Source organism: Parolsenella catena (genome assembly GCF_003966955.1).
In the GTDB taxonomy this organism is placed as follows: domain Bacteria; phylum Actinomycetota; class Coriobacteriia; order Coriobacteriales; family Atopobiaceae; genus Parolsenella; species Parolsenella catena.
This window is the reverse complement of sequence record NZ_AP019367.1, coordinates 1213408-1231158: the sequence shown is the minus strand read 5'-3', so window position 1 is coordinate 1231158 and position 17751 is coordinate 1213408. Positions and strand designations below refer to the sequence as shown.

General features: G+C 64.9%; 14 protein-coding genes and 3 tRNA genes. 13 read left to right on the top strand and 4 right to left on the bottom strand.

Annotated features, from left to right (window positions below):
- Positions 1–155 precede the first annotated feature (155 nt).
- From tnpA to Pcatena_RS05525, 11 genes are all read left to right on the top strand, one after another.
- Positions 156–614: an IS200/IS605 family transposase gene (gene tnpA / locus Pcatena_RS05575; protein WP_055287554.1), complete on the top strand. Its 459-nt coding sequence runs from the start codon at positions 156–158 to the stop codon at positions 612–614.
- Between the two features lie 202 nt (positions 615–816).
- Positions 817–893: transfer RNA gene (locus tag Pcatena_RS05570), tRNA-Pro, on the top strand.
- Positions 894–899: 6 nt separating this feature from the next.
- A tRNA-Gly gene (locus Pcatena_RS05565) sits at positions 900–973 on the top strand.
- Positions 974–1206: 233 nt separating this feature from the next.
- Complete coding sequence (locus tag Pcatena_RS05560) at positions 1207–2139, top strand: diacylglycerol/lipid kinase family protein (protein WP_126422404.1); 933 nt, start codon at positions 1207–1209, stop codon at positions 2137–2139.
- A 234-nt stretch (positions 2140–2373) separates the two neighbouring features.
- On the top strand, positions 2374–3729 hold the full coding sequence (gene gdhA / locus Pcatena_RS05555; RefSeq protein WP_126422401.1) for an NADP-specific glutamate dehydrogenase: 1356 nt from the start codon (positions 2374–2376) through the stop codon (positions 3727–3729).
- A 134-nt stretch (positions 3730–3863) separates the two neighbouring features.
- Positions 3864–3950: transfer RNA gene (locus Pcatena_RS05550), tRNA-Leu, on the top strand.
- A gap of 184 nt (positions 3951–4134) precedes the next feature.
- Positions 4135–5499 (top strand): trigger factor, encoded by a 1365-nt coding sequence (tig, locus tag Pcatena_RS05545; RefSeq protein ID WP_172596389.1) that lies wholly within the window; start codon positions 4135–4137, stop codon positions 5497–5499.
- Positions 5500–5635: 136 nt separating this feature from the next.
- On the top strand, positions 5636–6259 hold the full coding sequence (locus Pcatena_RS05540; protein WP_126422399.1) for an ATP-dependent Clp protease proteolytic subunit: 624 nt from the start codon (positions 5636–5638) through the stop codon (positions 6257–6259).
- 2 nt (positions 6260–6261) lie between these two features.
- Complete coding sequence (gene clpX / locus Pcatena_RS05535) at positions 6262–7653, top strand: ATP-dependent Clp protease ATP-binding subunit ClpX (protein WP_126422397.1); 1392 nt, start codon at positions 6262–6264, stop codon at positions 7651–7653.
- 3 nt (positions 7654–7656) lie between these two features.
- On the top strand, positions 7657–8382 hold the full coding sequence (locus Pcatena_RS05530; protein ID WP_126422395.1) for a trimeric intracellular cation channel family protein: 726 nt from the start codon (positions 7657–7659) through the stop codon (positions 8380–8382).
- A 130-nt stretch (positions 8383–8512) separates the two neighbouring features.
- On the top strand, positions 8513–9412 hold the full coding sequence (locus Pcatena_RS05525) for a YitT family protein (RefSeq protein WP_126422393.1): 900 nt from the start codon (positions 8513–8515) through the stop codon (positions 9410–9412).
- Between the two features lie 87 nt (positions 9413–9499).
- On the opposite strand, the gene Pcatena_RS05520 is transcribed toward Pcatena_RS05525, so the two are convergent.
- From Pcatena_RS05520 to Pcatena_RS05505, 4 genes are all read right to left on the bottom strand, one after another.
- Positions 9500–11353, bottom strand: coding sequence for an adenine deaminase (locus tag Pcatena_RS05520; RefSeq protein WP_332835575.1), 1854 nt, complete (start codon positions 11351–11353; stop codon positions 9500–9502).
- Positions 11354–11450: 97 nt separating this feature from the next.
- The gene (locus Pcatena_RS05515; protein WP_126422391.1) at positions 11451–12134 is read right to left on the bottom strand and encodes an SDR family NAD(P)-dependent oxidoreductase; all 684 of its coding nucleotides are present in this window, start codon (positions 12132–12134) and stop codon (positions 11451–11453) included.
- 1 nt (position 12135) lies between these two features.
- Positions 12136–12873, bottom strand: a complete 738-nt coding sequence (locus Pcatena_RS05510; protein ID WP_232619832.1) for a VUT family protein — start codon at positions 12871–12873, stop codon at positions 12136–12138.
- Positions 12874–13045: 172 nt separating this feature from the next.
- Entirely contained in the window at positions 13046–14044 is a 999-nt protein-coding gene (locus Pcatena_RS05505) for a helix-turn-helix transcriptional regulator (RefSeq protein ID WP_232619915.1), read from the bottom strand.
- Positions 14045–14164: 120 nt separating this feature from the next.
- Between Pcatena_RS05505 and Pcatena_RS05500 the strand changes: the two genes are divergently transcribed.
- Together Pcatena_RS05500 and Pcatena_RS05495 are read left to right on the top strand one after the other, a co-directional pair.
- Entirely contained in the window at positions 14165–15991 is a 1827-nt protein-coding gene (locus Pcatena_RS05500; RefSeq protein WP_172596388.1) for an ABC transporter ATP-binding protein, read from the top strand.
- Complete coding sequence (locus Pcatena_RS05495) at positions 15992–17749, top strand: ABC transporter ATP-binding protein (RefSeq protein WP_126422387.1); 1758 nt, start codon at positions 15992–15994, stop codon at positions 17747–17749.
- Positions 17750–17751 lie beyond the last annotated feature (2 nt).

Below are 17751 nucleotides of genomic sequence, written 5' to 3'. Positions count from 1 at the left end.
CTTTTCTTCAAGACTTTAGTCCGCTGGCCGCGCAGCGGCCAGCTTTAAACCACCCGCTACGCGGGTGGAGACAAACGGCTTTACAAAGCCACCCCTCCGACCGATATTGACGATTGTTCAGGCCGTCAAGAATTCGAGTCGAAGGGGTGGTCGCCATGGCCCAGAAGGCCTACAGCCTTTCCCACACGAAGTGGATGTGCAAGTACCACATCGTGTTCACGCCGAAGTATAGGCGCAAAGTGATCTACAACCAAATCAGGAGCGACATAGGGGAGATCCTCAGGAAGCTGTGCGAGTACAAGGGGATCGAGATAATCGAGGGGCACCTGATGCCCGACCACGTGCACGTGCTGCTGGCGATCCCGCCGAAGTACAGCGTCGCGAGCGTCATGGGCTACCTGAAGGGGAAGAGCTCGCTGATGATATTCGACAGGCACGCCAACCTCAAGTACAAGTTCGGCAACAGGAAGTTCTGGGCGGAGGGCTACTACGTGTCCACCGTCGGCCTGAACGAGGCGACGATCGCCAAGTACATCAGGGAGCAGGAGTCCCACGACATCGCGCTGGACAAGCTGAGCGTGAAGGAGTACGAGGACCCCTTCAAGAGGGGGTGATGCTGCCGGTTCGACCGGCGCGCCACGGGTCAAGATGCACTAGGCCTGGACGAAGTCCGGGCCCGCGCCTTTAGACGCGAGCCCGGGGCCCGTGGGTTATACCCTAAGAGCAAACCACCCTTTTTAAGGGTGGTTCTGATTGGGGAGCCGGCTTTTCTCGTTTGCCGAGACGGGCCGGCTCGCCTATACTTAACCGGCGTTCCGGGGCGTGGCGCAGTTTGGTAGCGCATCTGCTTTGGGAGCAGAGGGTCGCTGGTTCGAATCCAGTCGCCCCGACCAACGCACGCGGGTGTGGTTCAACGGTAGAACCTCAGCCTTCCAAGCTGATGACGCGGGTTCGACTCCCGTCACCCGCTCCATGAAGAGCAATCGGGCAGATGGCCGCTTGGCTGTCTGCCCGATTTCTGTATTGGCCCTCCTTGCGTGGCTCTCGCGTTTGGGGCCCGAGCCGAGCGCTGCAAACGAGTCACTTTGGGCGGCCAAAGAGGGCTCAATCTATCTCGTTTGCAGCGCTCGCGAGAAGGACGCCATGCGAGGCGTGGTGGCGGTACAATCGCGCTGACCGTCAGGGCCGGCGCGGGAGGGATGAGGCGTGGTGCTTCACCTTGGACATACGCTCGTCATCGCCAACCCCGCCTCGCAGAGCGGCGCGGGCGCCGAGGGAGCCGAGTTCGTGCGTCGCACGCTTGCCGCCTACGGGTCGGCGACGGATGGCTTTGACGTGCGCCTCACGACCGGTCCGGGCGTCGCCACGCAGATGGCGCGCGCGGCCACCGGCTTTGACACGGTGCTCGCGCTTGGTGGCGACGGTGTGATTCATGAGGTCGTGAACGGCCTCATGAAGATAGGGGAGGCGCGTCGCCCGCGGCTGGGCATCATCCCGTTGGGGTCCGGCAACGACTTCGCCCGCACGCTCGGCATGGCCGCAAACTCGCCGGAGCGCTCGCTTGGCCAGCTGCTCCAGGGCGTGGCGCATCGCCTTGACCTTGGCATCGTGAACGGCACCTACTTTGACCAGACGCTCTCGTTTGGCGTGGACGCCGCCATCGCGCTCGACACGATGGAGCGCCGCCAGCGCACGGGCGCGCACGGAACGCGCCTGTTCATGGCCTCGGGCGTCGACGTCGTGCGCCACCAGCTTCGCTCCTGGTCCCATCGCGTCCGCTTCGACGGTGGGGCCGAGCAGGACGGCGACTCGCTCATCTTTGCGGTCCAGGTGGGCCCCACGTACGGGGGAGGCTTCAGGATCTGCCCCGAGGCGGACCCGGAGGATGGCCTTCTCGACGTGTGCTTCTCGCACGGCTCGCCCTCGGCGGCCGCCGCGCTCGCGATTCTCGCGCGCGCACGGGTCGGGCGTCACACGGGTTCGCGCTACCTTGGCTTTCGGCAGGCCTCGAGCATCGTCATCGACTTCGCCGGCGAGCCTCCCTGCCAGGCTGACGGCGAGCGCGTGCGCGGCTCGCACTTTGAGATTGGCGTGGCGCACCGTGCTCTCGAGGTGATACGCCCCACCTGGCAGTTCTGACCCATACCGGGCATTAGTGCCATTCTTGGCCTCTAGCTGCGGATTTGCTGCTTTTGTTACGACAATGCAACGGTCGGGTGCTTCACCTGATTGCGCGTTGCCCAGAATTGTATTTTGTTTAAACGTCTGTCAAAGCGTGGCCGTCCCGTGGGGGCACGGAGCGGTCGCGAGGCGGGCGCCGGTCTTGCGCGTCCGCCGTTCCTGCGCATTCGTGCGCGTGAGAGGAGACGTCACATGACGTACACCGAGAGGGTCCTCGACGAGCTCAAGGCCCGCTACCCCGAGCAGACCGAGTTCATCCAGGCCGCCACCGAGATCCTCAACACCCTGCAGCCCGCCATCGACGCGCACCCCGAGTACGAGCAGGCCGCCCTGCTCGAGCGCTTCGTCGAGCCCGAGCGCGTCATCATGTTCCGCGTGCCGTGGGTGGATGACGCCGGCAAGGTCCAGGTCAACCGTGGCTACCGCGTCGAGTTCAACTCCGCCATCGGCCCGTACAAGGGTGGCCTGCGCTTCAACCCCACCGTCACGCTCGGTATGCTCAAGTTCCTCGGCCTCGAGCAGATCCTCAAGAACTCCCTCACCACGCTTCCCATGGGTGGCGGCAAGGGCGGCTCCGACTTTGACCCCAAGGGCAAGTCCAACAACGAGATCATGCACTTCTGCCAGTCGTTCATGACCGAGCTGTGCCGCCACATCGGCCCCAACACCGATGTCCCGGCCGGCGACCTGGGCGTTGGCGGCCGTGAGGTTGGTTACCTGTTCGGCCAGTACAAGCGCATCCGCGACGAGTGGACCGGCGTCCTCACGGGCAAGGGCCTGTCCTTCGGCGGCTCGCTCGCCCGCACCGAGGCCACCGGCTACGGCCTCGCCTACTTCGTTGACGAGTACCTCAAGAACAACGGCGACTCCTTCGAGGGCAAGAACGTCGTCGTGCACGGCTCGGGCAACGTCGCCATCTACGCCGTCCAGAAGGTCTCCCAGCTCGGCGGCAAGGTGCTCGCCTGCTCCGACACCCACGGCTGGGTCGAGGACCCCGAGGGCATCGACTACACCGTCCTCGAGCATGTCTACAACAAGAAGCGCTCCGGCCACGACAAGGGCGTCTCCCTCGCCATGTATGTCGACGAGCGCCCCGCCGCCACGTGGCACGAGGGCGACGGCCGCGGCGTGTGGCAGCTGCCGTGCGACATCGCGCTGCCCTGCGCCCGTGAGAACACCCTGCACCTCGAGGACGCCAAGGCGCTCGTCGCCAACGGCGTGAAGGCCGTGGGCGAGGGCGCCAACATGCCCACCACCATCGAGGCCACGGAGTACTTCCAGGAGCACGGCGTTGCCTTCATGCCCGGCAAGGCGGCCAACGCCGGCGGCGTGCTTGTCTCGGGTCTCGAGATGAGCCAGAACGCCGAGCACCTCTCCTGGACGTTCGAGGAGGTCGACGGCAAGCTCGAGCAGCTCATGCGCGGCATGTTCCACAACGTTGCCGACACGGCCAAGGAGTACGGCCACGAGGGCAACTTCGTCATGGGCGCCAACATCGCCGGCTTCCTGAAGGTCGCCGACGCCATGATGGCCCAGGGCGTCTGCTAGTCTCGGCACCAAGACATTTGCACGCACCTCGCGCGTAGGGGAGGCCGCCGTTCTCGGTGGCCTCCTTTTTTGTGGGCTGGGGATGTGACGCTCGTGCGAAGGTGCGGGATGGGGTATTATCTGAGAGCTGTCGCGCGGGCGTGGCGGAACTGGTAGACGCGCTGGATTTAGGTTCCAGTGGGGGAGACTTCGTGCAGGTTCGATTCCTGTCGCCCGCACCATCGCGCTTGAGGGGAGGCTGCCGGTCCGATGGCCTCCCTTTTGCGTAGCGGCGCGGTGATGGTTTGGCCCCGTGCCCATGGTCACCGCTACGCTTAGGCGCGCATTTGCTAAAATGAACTAGTTTTGTGCATGCGTGCGAGCCGATTTGTTCGAACGCAGAAGAACGATCCATCAGGAGGAACGTTGAAGATCACCGTCACCGCCGCCGAGCCCAAGGACAACACGCTCGAGGCCAAGCTCACCGTCGCCGCCGCCGATGTCGATGCCGCCATCAAGAAGGCGTACAAGGACATCGCCAACAAGTACCGCTTCCAGGGCTTCCGCAAGGGCAAGGCCCCGCGCCCGGTCATCGACGGTCTCGTGGGCAAGGACAACGTGCTCGCCCAGGCCTCCGAGGACGTGCTGAACGAGGCCACGCCGCTCATGCTCGACGAGCTCGACGTCGTGCCCGTTGGCCAGCCCACCTACGGCGACGAGCCCGTCCTCGTCTCCGAGGGTGCCGACTACGAGGTCACCGCCAAGATCTCCCTGCGCCCGGACTGCGAGCTCGAGAGCTATGACGCGCCCGAGATCAACATGCCGCCCGCCGAGGTCACCGACGCCGAGGTTGCCGAGCAGCTCGAGACGCTCATGAACTACCACGCCACCTACGAGGACGCCGGCGAGGACTTCGCCGCCGCCCAGGGCGACATGCTCACCCTCGACATCGAGAACGTCGAGAACGGCGAGGACCTCGCCGGCACCGACCGTCCGTTCATGATCGGCTCCTCCACCGTTCCCGCCGCGTTCAACGACGCCATCAAGGGCATGAAGGTCGGCGAGACCAAGGACGTCGAGATCGCCGTCGAGGGCCACGACCACACCGACGCCGAGGGCAACGTGGAGCACCACGAGGGCAAGACCGTCAAGGTCAAGGTCACGCTCAAGAGTGCCAAGAAGCAGGTCGTGCCCGAGCTTGACGACGAGTTCGCCAAGAAGGCCTTTGGCTACGACACGGTGGACGCCCTCAAGGACGCCCTCAAGGAGGAGATTGCCGAGGACAAGAAGCAGCAGCTCCCCAACATCAAGGAGACCCGCGTCATCGAGAAGGTTGCCGAGGCCCTCAAGCTCGACGAGCTTCCCCAGGACTACGTCAAGCAGGTCTTTGACGAGATCGCCCAGGACTTCCTCGGCCAGCTCCAGCGTCAGGGCCTCACGCTCGACGCCTGGCTCTCTGCCCGCAAGATCCAGATCAGCGACTTCCTGGACGACCTTAACGCCCAGGCCGCCGAGCGCGCCCGTCAGTCCCTGGCCCTCGACGCCCTCGCCAAGAAGCTCAGCCTCGAGGTCACCGAGAAGGACGTCCGCAAGGAGTTCGAGGACGCCGGCGTGAAGGACGTCGATGCCTCCATGAAGGAGTTCAAGGAGGCCGGCCGCATGCCCGCCGTCCGCGAGACCGTCAAGCGCTCCAAGGCCGTTGACTGGCTCGTCGAGAACGCCAAGGTCACCGAGGTCGACGAGATCGCCGAGCGCCGTGCCGCCCGCGAGGCCGCCAAGGACGCCGAGTAGCGTGCCCTCTTGCTGGGCCCGCTCGGGTTTCAGCTCCCATTAGGGGTATAAACGCCGGGCGGGGAATCTCTCCCCGTCCGGCTTTTTTCTCACGTGGCGCCGCGCCGTCGGCGCCCGCAACCGCAAGGAGGACCGAATGTTCAGCCCGGTTCGCAACATCCCGAACATCCCGTACGTCGTGGAGCAGACGCCGCGTGGCGAGCGCAGCTATGACATCTACAGCCGCCTGCTCAACGACCGCATCATCTTCCTGGGCGAGGAGGTCACCCGCGACTCCGCCAACCTGGTCGTGGCGCAGCTGCTGCACCTCGAGAGCCAGGACCCCGACAAGGACATCATGCTCTACATCGACTCGCCTGGCGGAGACGTCTACGCGGGCATGGGCATCATCGACACGATGAACTACATCAAGCCCGACGTCTCCACGATCTGCGTGGGCATGGCCGCCTCCATGGGAGCCGCCATTCTCGCGTGCGGTGCCAAGGGCAAGCGCCTGGCGCTGCCCAACTCCATGGTGCTCATCCACCAGCCGAGCTCTGGCGTGCAGGGCCAGCAGACCGACATCCAGATTGTCGCCGACGAGACCAAGTGGATTCGCCAGCACCTCAACGAGATGCTGGCCGAGGCCACGGGCCAGCCCGTTGAGCGCATCAACGAGGACACCGAGCGCGATCGCTACCTGCGTGCCGCAGAGGCGTGCGAGTACGGCCTGGTCGACAAGGTCATCACGCGCCGCGTCGACGCGGCCAAGGAGGAGTAGCCGTGCCAACCTACCACGACCCGCGCGACCCTCACGAGGACGAGGTCCGCTGCTCGTTCTGTGGGAAGACCCGCAGCCAGGTCCGTAAGCTCGTCCAGGGCCCGGAGGGCGTCTTCATCTGCGACGAGTGCATCGACGCCTGCTCTGACATCATCCGTGACTCCGACGCCTTTGACTCCGACGTGGTCGATGCCTACGGTGACATGCCCGCGCACGCCGCCCCCTCGCCGCTGCCCATCGATGATCTGCCCACGCCGCACCAGATCTATGACGAGCTGTCGCAGTACGTCATGGGCCAGGAGGACGCCAAGCGCGCCATGAGCGTGGCCGTCTACAACCACTACCGCCGCGTGCTGTACGGCCTTGAGGACGAGCAGTACGAGCAAGACTACGAGCGCCTCGAGGCCAGCGCCCGCGCGGCCGGCGCCGATGAGGTCATGGACCGCGAGCCCGTCGAGCTCGCGAAGAGCAACATCTTGCTGCTGGGCCCCACGGGCACGGGCAAGACGCTGCTTGCCCAGACGCTTGCGCGCTTCCTCGAGGTGCCGTTTGCCATCGCAGACGCCACGACGCTCACCGAGGCGGGCTACGTGGGCGAGGACGTGGAGAACATCCTGCTCAAGCTCATCACGGCCGCGGACGGCGACGTCGAGCGCGCCCAGGTGGGCATCGTCTACATCGACGAGATCGATAAGATAGCCCGCAAGGCCGAGAACCTCTCCATCACCCGCGACGTCTCCGGCGAGGGCGTGCAGCAGTCGCTGCTCAAGATCCTCGAGGGAACCGTGGCGAGCGTGCCGCCCCAGGGCGGCCGCAAGCACCCGCAGCAGGAGCTCATCAAGATCGACACGACGAACATCCTGTTCATCTGCGGCGGCGCCTTCGTGGGCCTCGACAAGATCGTGGCCGACCGCGTGGGCAAGAAGGGCATCGGCTTCAACTCCGAGCTCGCGACGAAGGTCTCCGAGTCCGAGGACGAGCTCATGGGCGAGGTCACGCCGCAGGACCTGCACAAGTTCGGCATGATTCCCGAGTTCGTGGGCCGCATCCCGGTCATCTGCTCCACGAGGCAGCTTGACGAGGACGACCTCGTGCACATCCTCACCGAGCCGCGCAACGCCATCGTCAAGCAGTACCGTCGCATGTTCGAGATCGAGGGCGTGGAGCTCGAGTTCGAGGACGATGCGCTGCGCGAGATGGCCCACCTCGCCCTCGAGCGCAAGACGGGCGCCCGTGGCCTGCGCGCCATAGCGGAGAAGACGCTCCAGCAGACGATGTTCGACGTCCCGAGCGACCTCTCGGTTGCGAAGGTCGTCGTGACGAAGGCCGCCGTGGATGGCGACGAGCAGCCCAGGCTCGTGCACACCCACAAGGCCGGCCACCGCGCCGAGTAGCGGGTGGACGCGTCACTTCTGGTGGGGCAGGCCTCGACCGTCCTCACCGTTCCGGTTGTCATCGACTATGCGTCGGTGGTCGTCGGCGTCCTCACGGGGGCGCTGTTCGGCTGCCGACGCAGGCTTGACGTCGTGGGCGTCACCGTGGCGGGCTTCCTCACGGGCTTTGGCGGGGGCATCGTGCGAGACCTGCTGCTGGGCGCCCAGGACGTCTACTTCATGAGCCATCCCGATCTCATCTGGGTCTCGCTGGCGATCTGCCTGCTCACGTTCTACTTCCGCGGCATCTTTCTCGACCTCAACAAGTCGATCCTGCTTGCGGACACGCTCTCCGTGGCGCTGTTTGCCCTTGCGGGGTCGAGCAAGGCGTTTGCCTATGGGCTCGACCCCCTCTACGTGGTGATCATGGGCGTCATCACGGCCGTGGGAGGAGGGGCGCTCAGGGACTCGTTCGCGGGCATCATGCCGGCGATCTTTCGGGGCTCCAACTACTACGCCATGGCCTGCCTCGGCGGCTCGTGCGCGTTTGCTCTGCTCGCGTTTGCGGGCGTGAACCTTGTGCCGGCAGGCTTTGCCTGCGTGTTCGTGGTGCTGATGCTTCGCTACCTGAGCATCCGCTTCGACTGGCGCACGCGCGAGGAGGCCGACCTCACGCCGAGGGTCGCCAGCGCCGCACGCACGATGCGCCAGCGCCTGCGCACGCGCTCACGGGCTCGCCGGCGACGCTAGCATGGCGGAGCGGGGCAAGGTGGGCCCCAGCGTCATGCGTCCCCGGCGTTCACTCCATCGGGCTGGATTGCCGCCCTCGCCGCTCGCGAGGAAAATGGAAGGCTGTGAACTCGCGAGCGGAAGGCGTCCCATGTCCGTTGACCTCAAAGCCATAAGCAAGAAGAACCTCGCGCGCGACCTCGGGCTCATCGCCTTGGGGTCGCTCGTCTTTGCCGTGGGCCTCAACTGCTTCATGGAGCCCAACGGCCTGGCCCCGGGCGGCATCTCGGGCCTTGCCATCACGCTGCGTGCCGCGGTGCTTGCCGCGGGCGGCCCCAACCTGCCCGTGGGCATGCAGACGCTCGTGATGAACGCGCTGCTCATGATCGTGGCGGCGCGCGTGGGAGGGGCTAGCTACGTGCTGCGCTCGCTCGCGGGCATCGTCTTGTCGAGCGTGCTCATCGACGCCACGGCTCCCGTGCTGCCCGTGCTTGCGGCAGACGACCTGCTGCTTGCCTCCCTGTGGGGCGGTGTGGTGTGCGGCGTGGGGCTGGGCATCGTGTTTCGCGCTGGAAGCAACACGGGCGGCACCGACATCGTCTGCCAGATCCTCGCCCGCCACACGCCCATCCCCGTGGGCACGTGGGTGACGATAACCGACCTCGTGGTCGTTGCCGTCTCTGCCTCGGTGTTCTCGCTCGAGAACGCGATGTACGCAACCATCGCGATGTTTCTCATGGGCAGGGTCATCGACATGGTCATCGACGGGCCCAGCCACGAGCGCGTGGCGTGGATCATCTCGCGCGAGCACGAGGCGATCGCCCGCGCCGTCATGGATGACCTCGACCGTGGCTGCACGGAGGTCCTTGCCCGTGGCAAGTGGACGGGGGAGACGCGGCCCATGCTGTTCGTCATTCTCGACCGTGGCGACGTGACGCCGCTCAAGACCATCGTGGCCGAGCTCGACCCCGAGGCCATCGTCGTCATCACGGAGGCGCACGAGGCGTTCGGCGAGGGCTTCCGCAAAATCGAGGGCGACACCGGCCTCTAGCAACGGTGACACTTGGGGGCGGGGCCAAACTGTCACCGCGGCCGTGACAGATTGACCCCTTCCCCGTTTGCCACCTGTCCGTCACCGCTAGCCCTCGATGAGGAGGTCCTCGAACTCAAACGTGACGCAGTTGACGTAGCCGCGGTTGGTGAGGCGCAGCTCGGGTACGCAGGGCAGCGACAGGATGCCCATGGTCATGAACGGCGAGGGCATCTTGCAGCCCATGTCCGCCCAGGCCTGCTCGATTCCGGCCACCTCGTCGGCGACCTGCTCGACGTGCGCGTCGCTCATGAGGCCGCAGACGGGCAGTCTCACGAGCGCGAGCACCTGGCCGTCCGCCACGGCCACCTCGCCACCGCCGCACTCCACGAGCGTGCGGGCGGCAAGCGCCATGTCCTCGTCGTTGTCGCCCACGACGAGCAGGTTGTGAGAGTCGTGGCTCACGGTCTGCGCGAGCGCGCCATGGACGCCAAAGCCCGTGCAGAAGCCAAAGGAGTGCGTGCCCTCCTTGCCGTGGTGACGGTCGAACACGGCCATCTTGAGGGCGTCTGCCTCGGGGTTTGCCTCGAGCTTGCCGTTGCGCACCGGCACCTCGACGACGCTGTCCCTCGTGATGGTGGAGCCACCCACGCCGCCGATGGCACGCACGCGGGCAAAGCCGTCCGGGCGGTCGACGCGTATCTCGAAGTCCGCCGGCGTGAAGCTGCGGCCCACGTTCATCGTGTGCGTCATGAAGTCGGGCCACGTAAACAGGGGGTTCTCGAACAGGGCTTGCCCGTCCTGGGCCACGAGGTCTCCATCGATGAGGACCTGTTCGGGCACAAAGCTTGCGAGGTCGGGCAGAATCACGAGGTCGGCGCACTTGCCGGGCGTGACGCTGCCCATGTCGGCGTCGACGCCAAGCATCTGGGCGGCGTTTATCGTGGCGAACTGCAGCGCCGTCACGGCGTCTGCGCCGGCTGCCACGCACGCGCGCAGCGCGCGGTCCATGCCGCCCTCGGAGACGAGCGTGTTGGGGTGGTTGTCGTCCGTGCACAGGCAGATGAGGCGCGTGTCCACACCCGAGGCGAGCACCTGCGGCAGGTAGCCCGGCAAGGAGAGCCAGGCGGATCCGTAGCGGGCCTGGACGTACATGCCCATGCGGAGCTTGGCGATGACGTCTTGTGGCGTGATGGACTCGTGGCAGGCACGCACGCCCGAGGCGATATAGGCGGCAAGCCCGCGGTCCGTCTCCGAGACGGAGTAGTGGCCCGTGACGCACTTGCCTGCCTTGAGGGTCTCGGCTACCTCGTCCAGGGCGTTCTGCTCGCCGGCGAGGATGCCGGGGAAGTTCATCATCTCGCCGAGACCCACGACGTCGGGCCATTCCATGGTGGCTGCCACTTGGGCGGCGTCTACGGAGGCGCCGGCGTCGTCAAATCCCGTGACGGCAGGCACGCAGGAGGGCGTCGTGAGCATGGCCTTGAGCGGCGCGCGGCGGGCGTCATCGAACATGACTCGGACGCCCTCGAGCCCCACGACGTTGGCGCACTCGTGCGGGTCCGCGTAGATGGCCGTGGTGCCGCGCGGCACGACGACGCGCGCGTACTCGGACGGGCCGATCATGGCGCTCTCGATGTGGATGTGCGAGTCGATGTAGCCGGGCGCTACGTACTTGCCGGCAGCGTCGATGACACGGGTCTGGGGCCCGATGCAGTGCTCGGCCGTGTGGCCGTCAAGGCCCAGGTAGGCGATGCGCCCGCAGGAGATGGCGATGTCGGCATCCGGTAGCACCTCATGCGTGGTGACGCTCACGAGGCTTGCGTGTCGGATGACGGTGTCTGCCGGCTCGAGGCCCTGCGCCACGCGGACGAGCGTGGCGTGGCACTCCCAGAGCGGTGACTTGCAGAACGTGTTGAGCATGGCGGCCCTTTCTGCCGAGAGGTGCGTGTGCGCTGACATCACCAGGCTACCCCTCGCGGGCGTGATGGGACCCGGCTCTCGGCGGAAGGCGGCGGGGCCGATGAGGGCGGTGAAAGCCTGGCCCCGTCCCCAGGCGTCACTCGGTGGGCCAGACGAACTCGGCGCGGCCCGCCTCGCCGCCGTCGACGAGCAGGTTCTGGCCGGTCATAAAGCGGTTCGTCACGGCCACGAAGTAGATCCACTCGGCGATCTCTCCCGGCGTGGCCCAGCGGCGCAGCGGCGTGAGCTCCATGATGCGTCCCCACATGGCCCCATCGTCCATGACGCAGCGGTTGAGCTCGGTGAGCACGCCTCCCGGGTCCACGCTGTTGCACGTGGCCTGCGGGGCCAGGCGGTTCGCGACGTTTCTCGTGTAGGCGATGACGCCGCCCTTGCTCGCGGCGTACTCGGGAAACTCCGAGCCCGTGTGGCCGCTTGCGGAGCCTACGTTCACCACGGCGCGGACGCGCGGGGCGGGGCGCGCCGCAAGGCCGTCTCCCGTGAACGCGTACGTCTCGGTGACGTTGATGGTGCCGCGCAGGTTCACGGCGATGTCGTCGGGCGAGTCCTGCACGCCCGCGTTGTTAACGATTATCTCGGGCTCAAGCCCTGCGGGCAGGTCCGCGCGATCGCGCACGTCCGCAATGAGGTGTCGGTAGCGCTCGTGCTCGATGCTTGCCTCGGCCACGTCTAGACCGACCACGTTGTGCCCGCGCTCGAGGAACAGCTCGGCGCACGCGCGTCCGATGCCGCTTGCCGTGCCGGTGACGAGGATGTCCATGCTATGCCCTTGCCTTGAGCTCTGCGGCGTGTGTCCTGACGTATTCCTCGCCCACGCCGTCGCGCGCCCAGCCGCTTGCCACGCGGAAGCCGATCGGCGAGAGCACGACCTCGCACATCAGCTCGGCGGCGGCGCCCGTGAGCGAGCAGGTGATGACCTGCAGCCACGTCCAGCCAAAGAACACGTGGGAGACCACGATGGCAAACACGAGGTTGTCCACGATCTGGCCCACGCCCGTGCTTACGTAGCTGCGCAGGGCAAACGTGGCAAACGTGCCGTTGTCGGTGAGGTGGCCGATGAACTGGTTGACGTGCGAGTTCACGAAGCTCGAGCACAGCATGGCGAGCGAGCTGCCGGCAACCACGTACCACGAGCCGCCGATGGTGGCGTTGAGCGCGGCGTTGACGTCAAGCGAGCCCGTGTCGTAGTAGGCGCCCCACATGCCCGGGGCCAGGCTCACGAGCCAGAACAGCGCGCTCACGGCGAGGTTGACGAGAAGGGCGAGGATGGAGACCTTGACCGACGCCTTGGGGCCAAAGCGCTTGCAGATCATGTCCTGGCAAAGAAATGACACCCAGCTCAGGGTGAAGCCGCAGTCGAGCGCGAGCCATGGCAGGCTCACGAGCTCCTTGTTTGCGAGCAGGTTCATGAGCACGACGCTCAGGACGAAGCACGTGACGGTGGGCGCAGGGATGCTGCGCATGAGGACCCTGTAGTCCTCCAGGACGTTCTTGATCATGCGGTTGTCTCTCTTTCCTTTGGTTTTAGCTTCTATCGCGCTGGATATCGGAGTAGAACAGCGCGGGCGGCGGATCTGCCGCAGGACATGGTAGCAAAAGCGCGTGGCGGTCGCGCCCCGGGCATGGCGAGACGCGCCGGCGGCGTGGTGGTCGCGTGCTGGCGGCACACCGCTAGCGATGCCTGCCTCGCCAGACTGTCGCGGAGCAGCCGTTCGCGGCTTTGAACGCCTGCGCGAAGGCCGCTTGCTGCGAAAACCCGAGCAGCTCGGCGATTTGCGCTATGGAAAGCGAACTGTCGGCGAGGAGGTCTTGCGCGCGCTCCATGCGGCGCCTGCGCATGTAGGCGCCCAGGGACTCGCCCGTCTCGGCTTTAAAGACGGCGCAGAGTCTGGAGCGGCTCGTGTAGAGGCTTGCGGCGAGTTCGTCGATGCCTACGCGCTGTCCGGCGTCGAGCGCCCGTTCGACGGCGGCGGCCGCCTCCCCGGCGAGGCCCGCGCTTGCCCGCGTTCCCGCCGCCCGCAAGGCCCGCCCGCAGGCAGCGTGCGAACAGGCGAGCTCGGCGACCATGGTATCCACGACGCCTCGCATGAACACATGGCCGCCCGCCGAGCGAGCACGCTCTTCGCTGACCCGTCGCAGCGCGTGGTAGATAGCGGATACCGCCTCGTCGCACCACGGCTCGGCGAACGCCTCGAAGAGCCCTGTGAACTCGGTGGGGTAACGACCCTCGAGCTCTTCGAAAAAGCCTGGCAAGAAGAGCACGGAGCGCGAATGATAGAGCTGTCCCGCAAACAGCGGGCTCAGCTCCTCACCGCAGTTGTCTTGGATAAAGCTGCATACCGCGTTGCTCGGCCAGGAGCCGCGCAGCGGCATGAGGTTGGTGGGCGTGATTCCGGCGTCGGGCATGCATGTGAGCGTCGGCACGCTGACTTCGCTTACGCAGGCGTACGGCTCGGGCGTGCGCTCCAAAAGGCGCATGTCGCGCGCAGGGGTGATGAAGTGCTCCATCACAAGGCAGGTGGGGGAGAGGGGTACGACCCATGCCCGCCCATGCGCCTGATCACTTGCCACCTCACCGGTAATGACCGTACCTCTGTCCTTGAGCTCGATGCCGAACTGCTCGAACTGCGGCGCGTAGAGCTCGGTTATGTCGGATGGCGCGCGTCGCATTTGCAAAAACGTCCCCTTCCCTTGCCGAATCGTCCGCGTTCGACCGAACTGTAAGTCAAGGCTAATAACCTAATGATAAGTTCGTACAGGTTAACTCTCAAGCCGTTAGAAAGGAATCGCATGGCAAAGGGATCAAAAAGGGAAGGTGGAGGCATCGGCGAGTTGCTCGCGTATGCCGGTGACCGCAAATTCCTAACGTATTTGGGCATGGCGCTCTCGGCGCTCTCGCAGCTGCTGGGCTTTGGCCCGTACGTGTGCATCTGGTTTGTCGCGCGAGACCTTATCGCTGTGGCGCCTAACTGGAGCGAAGCCATCGATATCGCGATGTATGGCTGGTGGGCCGTTGGTTTTGCCCTGGCAAGCATCGTAGTGTATTTCGTGGGGCTCATGTGCACGCACCTGTCCGCGTTTCGCTGCGCGTCCAATATTCGCAAGACTGCGAGCGAGCACCTGCTTAAGCTGCCGCTTGGCTACTTTGACACGCATGCCACCGGTGAGCTGCGCCGTATCGTAGACGGATGCGCCGCCTCCACCGAGACCCTGCTCGCGCACATGCTACCCGATATCGCCGGCGCCACCGCCATGGTCGTGGGCTTGCTCGTGCTGCTTTTCGCCCTCGATTGGCGCTTGGGCGCGGCATGCCTTATCTCGGTCGCCGTTTCGCTTGGCGCCATGGCCACCATGATGGGCGGCAAGGGCGGCGAGTTTATGAAGGCCTACATGGGCGCGCTGGTCAAGATGAACAAGACCGGTACCGAATACGTACGCGGTATCCCCGTGGTCAAGGTGTTTCAGCAGACGGTCTACTCCTTTAAGGCCTTCCACGATGCGATCGCCGAATACGCCGACATGGCACAAAACTATTCGGGCACGTTCTGCCGAGGCCCGCAGGTGCTCAACCTTACCGCGCTCAATGGTCTTGTGGCATTCCTGCTGCCCGTGGCGTTGCTGTTGGCACCGGGCGAGACGGACTTCGCGCATTTTATGGCAAACTTCACGTTTTACGCGATATTTTCGGCCGTGGTGCCGACGGCCATGACCAAGCTCATGTTTGTGGGCGAGGCCTCTCAGATGAGTGCCGATTCGCTGGCTCGCATCCGAAGCGTTATGGATTCCAAGCAGCTCTCCGTGCCCACCCAACCCAAGCACCCTGCCGGCAACGACGTGCGATTTGAGGATGTGAGCTTTACCTACGAAGGCGCCGAGGCGCCTGCCGTCAACCATGTGAGTTTTAGCGTTTCCGCTGGTAGTACCCTCGCCCTGGTGGGTCCTTCGGGCGGCGGTAAGTCAACCTGCGCAAGCCTGATCCCGCGTTTTTGGGATGTTTCCTCGGGTCGAGTGCTCGTAGGCGGTGTGGACGTTCGCGATATGGATCCACACGAGCTTATGGACCAGGTCGCCTTCGTGTTCCAGACCAACCAACTGTTCCGGCAAACACTTGCCGATAACGTGCGCGCCTCCAAGCCTACGGCCACTGATGACGAAGTACGTGCGGCCCTCTCCGCAGCTCAGTGCGACGACATTGTGGCCAAGCTCCCACAGGGCATCAACACCATGCTCGGCGCCGGCGGAGCATATCTTTCGGGCGGCGAGGTCCAGCGCGTGGCACTCGCCCGCGCGATCCTTAAAGACGCGCCTATCGTGGTGCTCGATGAGGCCACGGCGTTTGCCGACCCCGAGAACGAGGCGCTCATCCAGCGCGCCTTTAGCAAGCTGGCGGCGGGTCGCACGGTCATTATGATTGCGCATCGGCTCTCGACCGTAGTAGGCGCAGACCAAATCGTGGTGCTTAACCAGGGCAGCGTGCAGGAGTCGGGTACTCATGCCGAGCTGCTGTCCCAAAATGGCCTGTATGCCAAGATGTGGGCCGAGTACGAGCAGGCCGCGAGTTGGAAGATTACTGCTACGACCGCGGATGCCGCCGTCGCGAAGGGAGGCGAGGCCTAAATGTTCGCCTCATTCCAAAAGAAGTATTTCCTATCCGATAAAGGCATCGCCGGCGTAAAACGCGGTGTCTTCTGGACCGCGCTCACCAATCTTATTACCATGGCCGGCATGGGCTTTTTATTCCTGGTTATGGCCGGCTTTGTCGAGCATTTCGCCAGCGGGGCTGACCTGCCGGATGCCCTGCCGATCGTGGGCGGCCTCCTGGTCTTTTTCGTGTTGCTCTTTGCCTCTAACTGGCAACAGTATTACTACACCTACTGCATCTTTTACGAGGAGTGCGGCAAGCAGCGTATGGAGATCGCCGAGCGCTTGCGCAAACTGCCGCTGTCGTTTTTTGGTCGTCGTGATCTGGCCGATTTAACCGAGACCATCATGGGTGACGTTCAGACTATGGAGCACGCCTACAGCCATGTGCTGGGAGAACTCTGGGGCGCCATCATCGCAAGCGCCATTGTGTTCGCGTCATCGCTGTTCTTTTGCTGGCAGCTGGCGGTCGCGGCGTTTTGGAGCATTCCCGTGGCCTTTGCCGTGCTGTATCTGACACGCGGCCCCATGACCCCGGTGTTCGACCGCGTGCGCGCCGAGAAGGTCAAGGTCACCGAGGCGATCCAGGAGACGCTCGACTGCGTGCGCGAAATCCGCGCCACCAACCAGGAGGCCCATTATCTTGAGGGGCTCAACGCCGTGATCGATGCCGAGGAGCGCGAGACCACCAAGGGCGAGCTCGTCAACGGGCTTCTGGTCAACTCCGCCTTCTCCATTCTGCGTCTGGGCATTGCCACCACGCTGGTCACGGGCGCCACGATGGTCGCCTCCGGGCAGGTCGACTTTTTGGTGATGTTTGCCTTCCTGCTTATGGTGAGCCGTATCTACGCGCCGTTTGACCAGGCGCTAATGTTAGTGTCCGAGCTGTTTGTCGCCGAGTCGTCTGCCAAGCGCATGCGTTCCATCATGGAAGAGCCTGTGGCGCGGGGCAGCGAGAAATTTGAGCCCGTGGGCCACGATGTGGTGTTCGATCACGTGGCATTTGGCTATGGTGCGGGCGAGGACGGCCGCGCCGGCGAGAAAGTTCTTACCGATGTGAGCTTTACCGCCAAGGAAGGCGAAGTTACGGCGCTGGTCGGTCCTTCGGGTTCCGGTAAGTCTACGGTGAGCCGCCTGGCCGCGCGCTTTTGGGACGCCACCGAAGGCATGGTCACCGTGGGTGGCGTGGATGTTGCGAGCGTTGATCCCGAGGTGCTGCTGCGTGATTACGCCATTGTGTTCCAAGACGTGCTGCTCTTTGACGACACGGTGATGGGAAACATCCGTCTTGGCCGTCGCGATGCCACCGATGAGGAAGTGCTTGCTGCCGCGCGTGCCGCCAACTGCGACGAGTTTGTGAGTCGTATGCCGCAGGGCTACGACACCATGATCGGCGAGAACGGCTCCAAACTCTCCGGTGGCGAGCGCCAGCGCATCTCTATCGCCCGTGCACTGCTCAAAGACGCGCCTATCGTGCTGTTGGACGAGGCGACGGCGAGTTTGGATGTGGAGAACGAGACCGTGGTGCAGCAGGCGCTCTCCCGCCTGCTCGCAGGAAAGACCGTCATTGTGATCGCGCACCGCATGCGCACGGTCGAGAATGCGGACAAGATCGTGGTCCTGAAGGACGGCGTGGTCGCCGAGCAGGGCACGCCCGCCGAGCTCGAGGCTGCGGGCGGCGAGTTCGCTCACATGCTGTCCCTGCAGAAGGAGGCCTCGTCCTGGTGTTTGTGACG

Coding starts and splice junctions, on each gene's coding strand:
- tnpA (WP_055287554.1), top strand. CDS start 156: ATGGCCCAGAAGGCCTACAGCCTTTCCCACACGAAGTGGATGTGCAAG.
- gdhA (WP_126422401.1), top strand. CDS start 2,374: ATGACGTACACCGAGAGGGTCCTCGACGAGCTCAAGGCCCGCTACCCC.
- Pcatena_RS05540 (WP_126422399.1), top strand. CDS start 5,636: ATGTTCAGCCCGGTTCGCAACATCCCGAACATCCCGTACGTCGTGGAG.
- Pcatena_RS05525 (WP_126422393.1), top strand. CDS start 8,513: ATGTCCGTTGACCTCAAAGCCATAAGCAAGAAGAACCTCGCGCGCGAC.
- Pcatena_RS05520 (WP_332835575.1), bottom strand. CDS start 11,353: ATGTCAGCGCACACGCACCTCTCGGCAGAAAGGGCCGCCATGCTCAAC.
- Pcatena_RS05515 (WP_126422391.1), bottom strand. CDS start 12,134: ATGGACATCCTCGTCACCGGCACGGCAAGCGGCATCGGACGCGCGTGC.
- Pcatena_RS05510 (WP_232619832.1), bottom strand. CDS start 12,873: ATGATCAAGAACGTCCTGGAGGACTACAGGGTCCTCATGCGCAGCATC.
- Pcatena_RS05505 (WP_232619915.1), bottom strand. CDS start 14,044: ATGCGACGCGCGCCATCCGACATAACCGAGCTCTACGCGCCGCAGTTC.
- Pcatena_RS05500 (WP_172596388.1), top strand. CDS start 14,165: ATGGCAAAGGGATCAAAAAGGGAAGGTGGAGGCATCGGCGAGTTGCTC.
- Pcatena_RS05495 (WP_126422387.1), top strand. CDS start 15,992: ATGTTCGCCTCATTCCAAAAGAAGTATTTCCTATCCGATAAAGGCATC.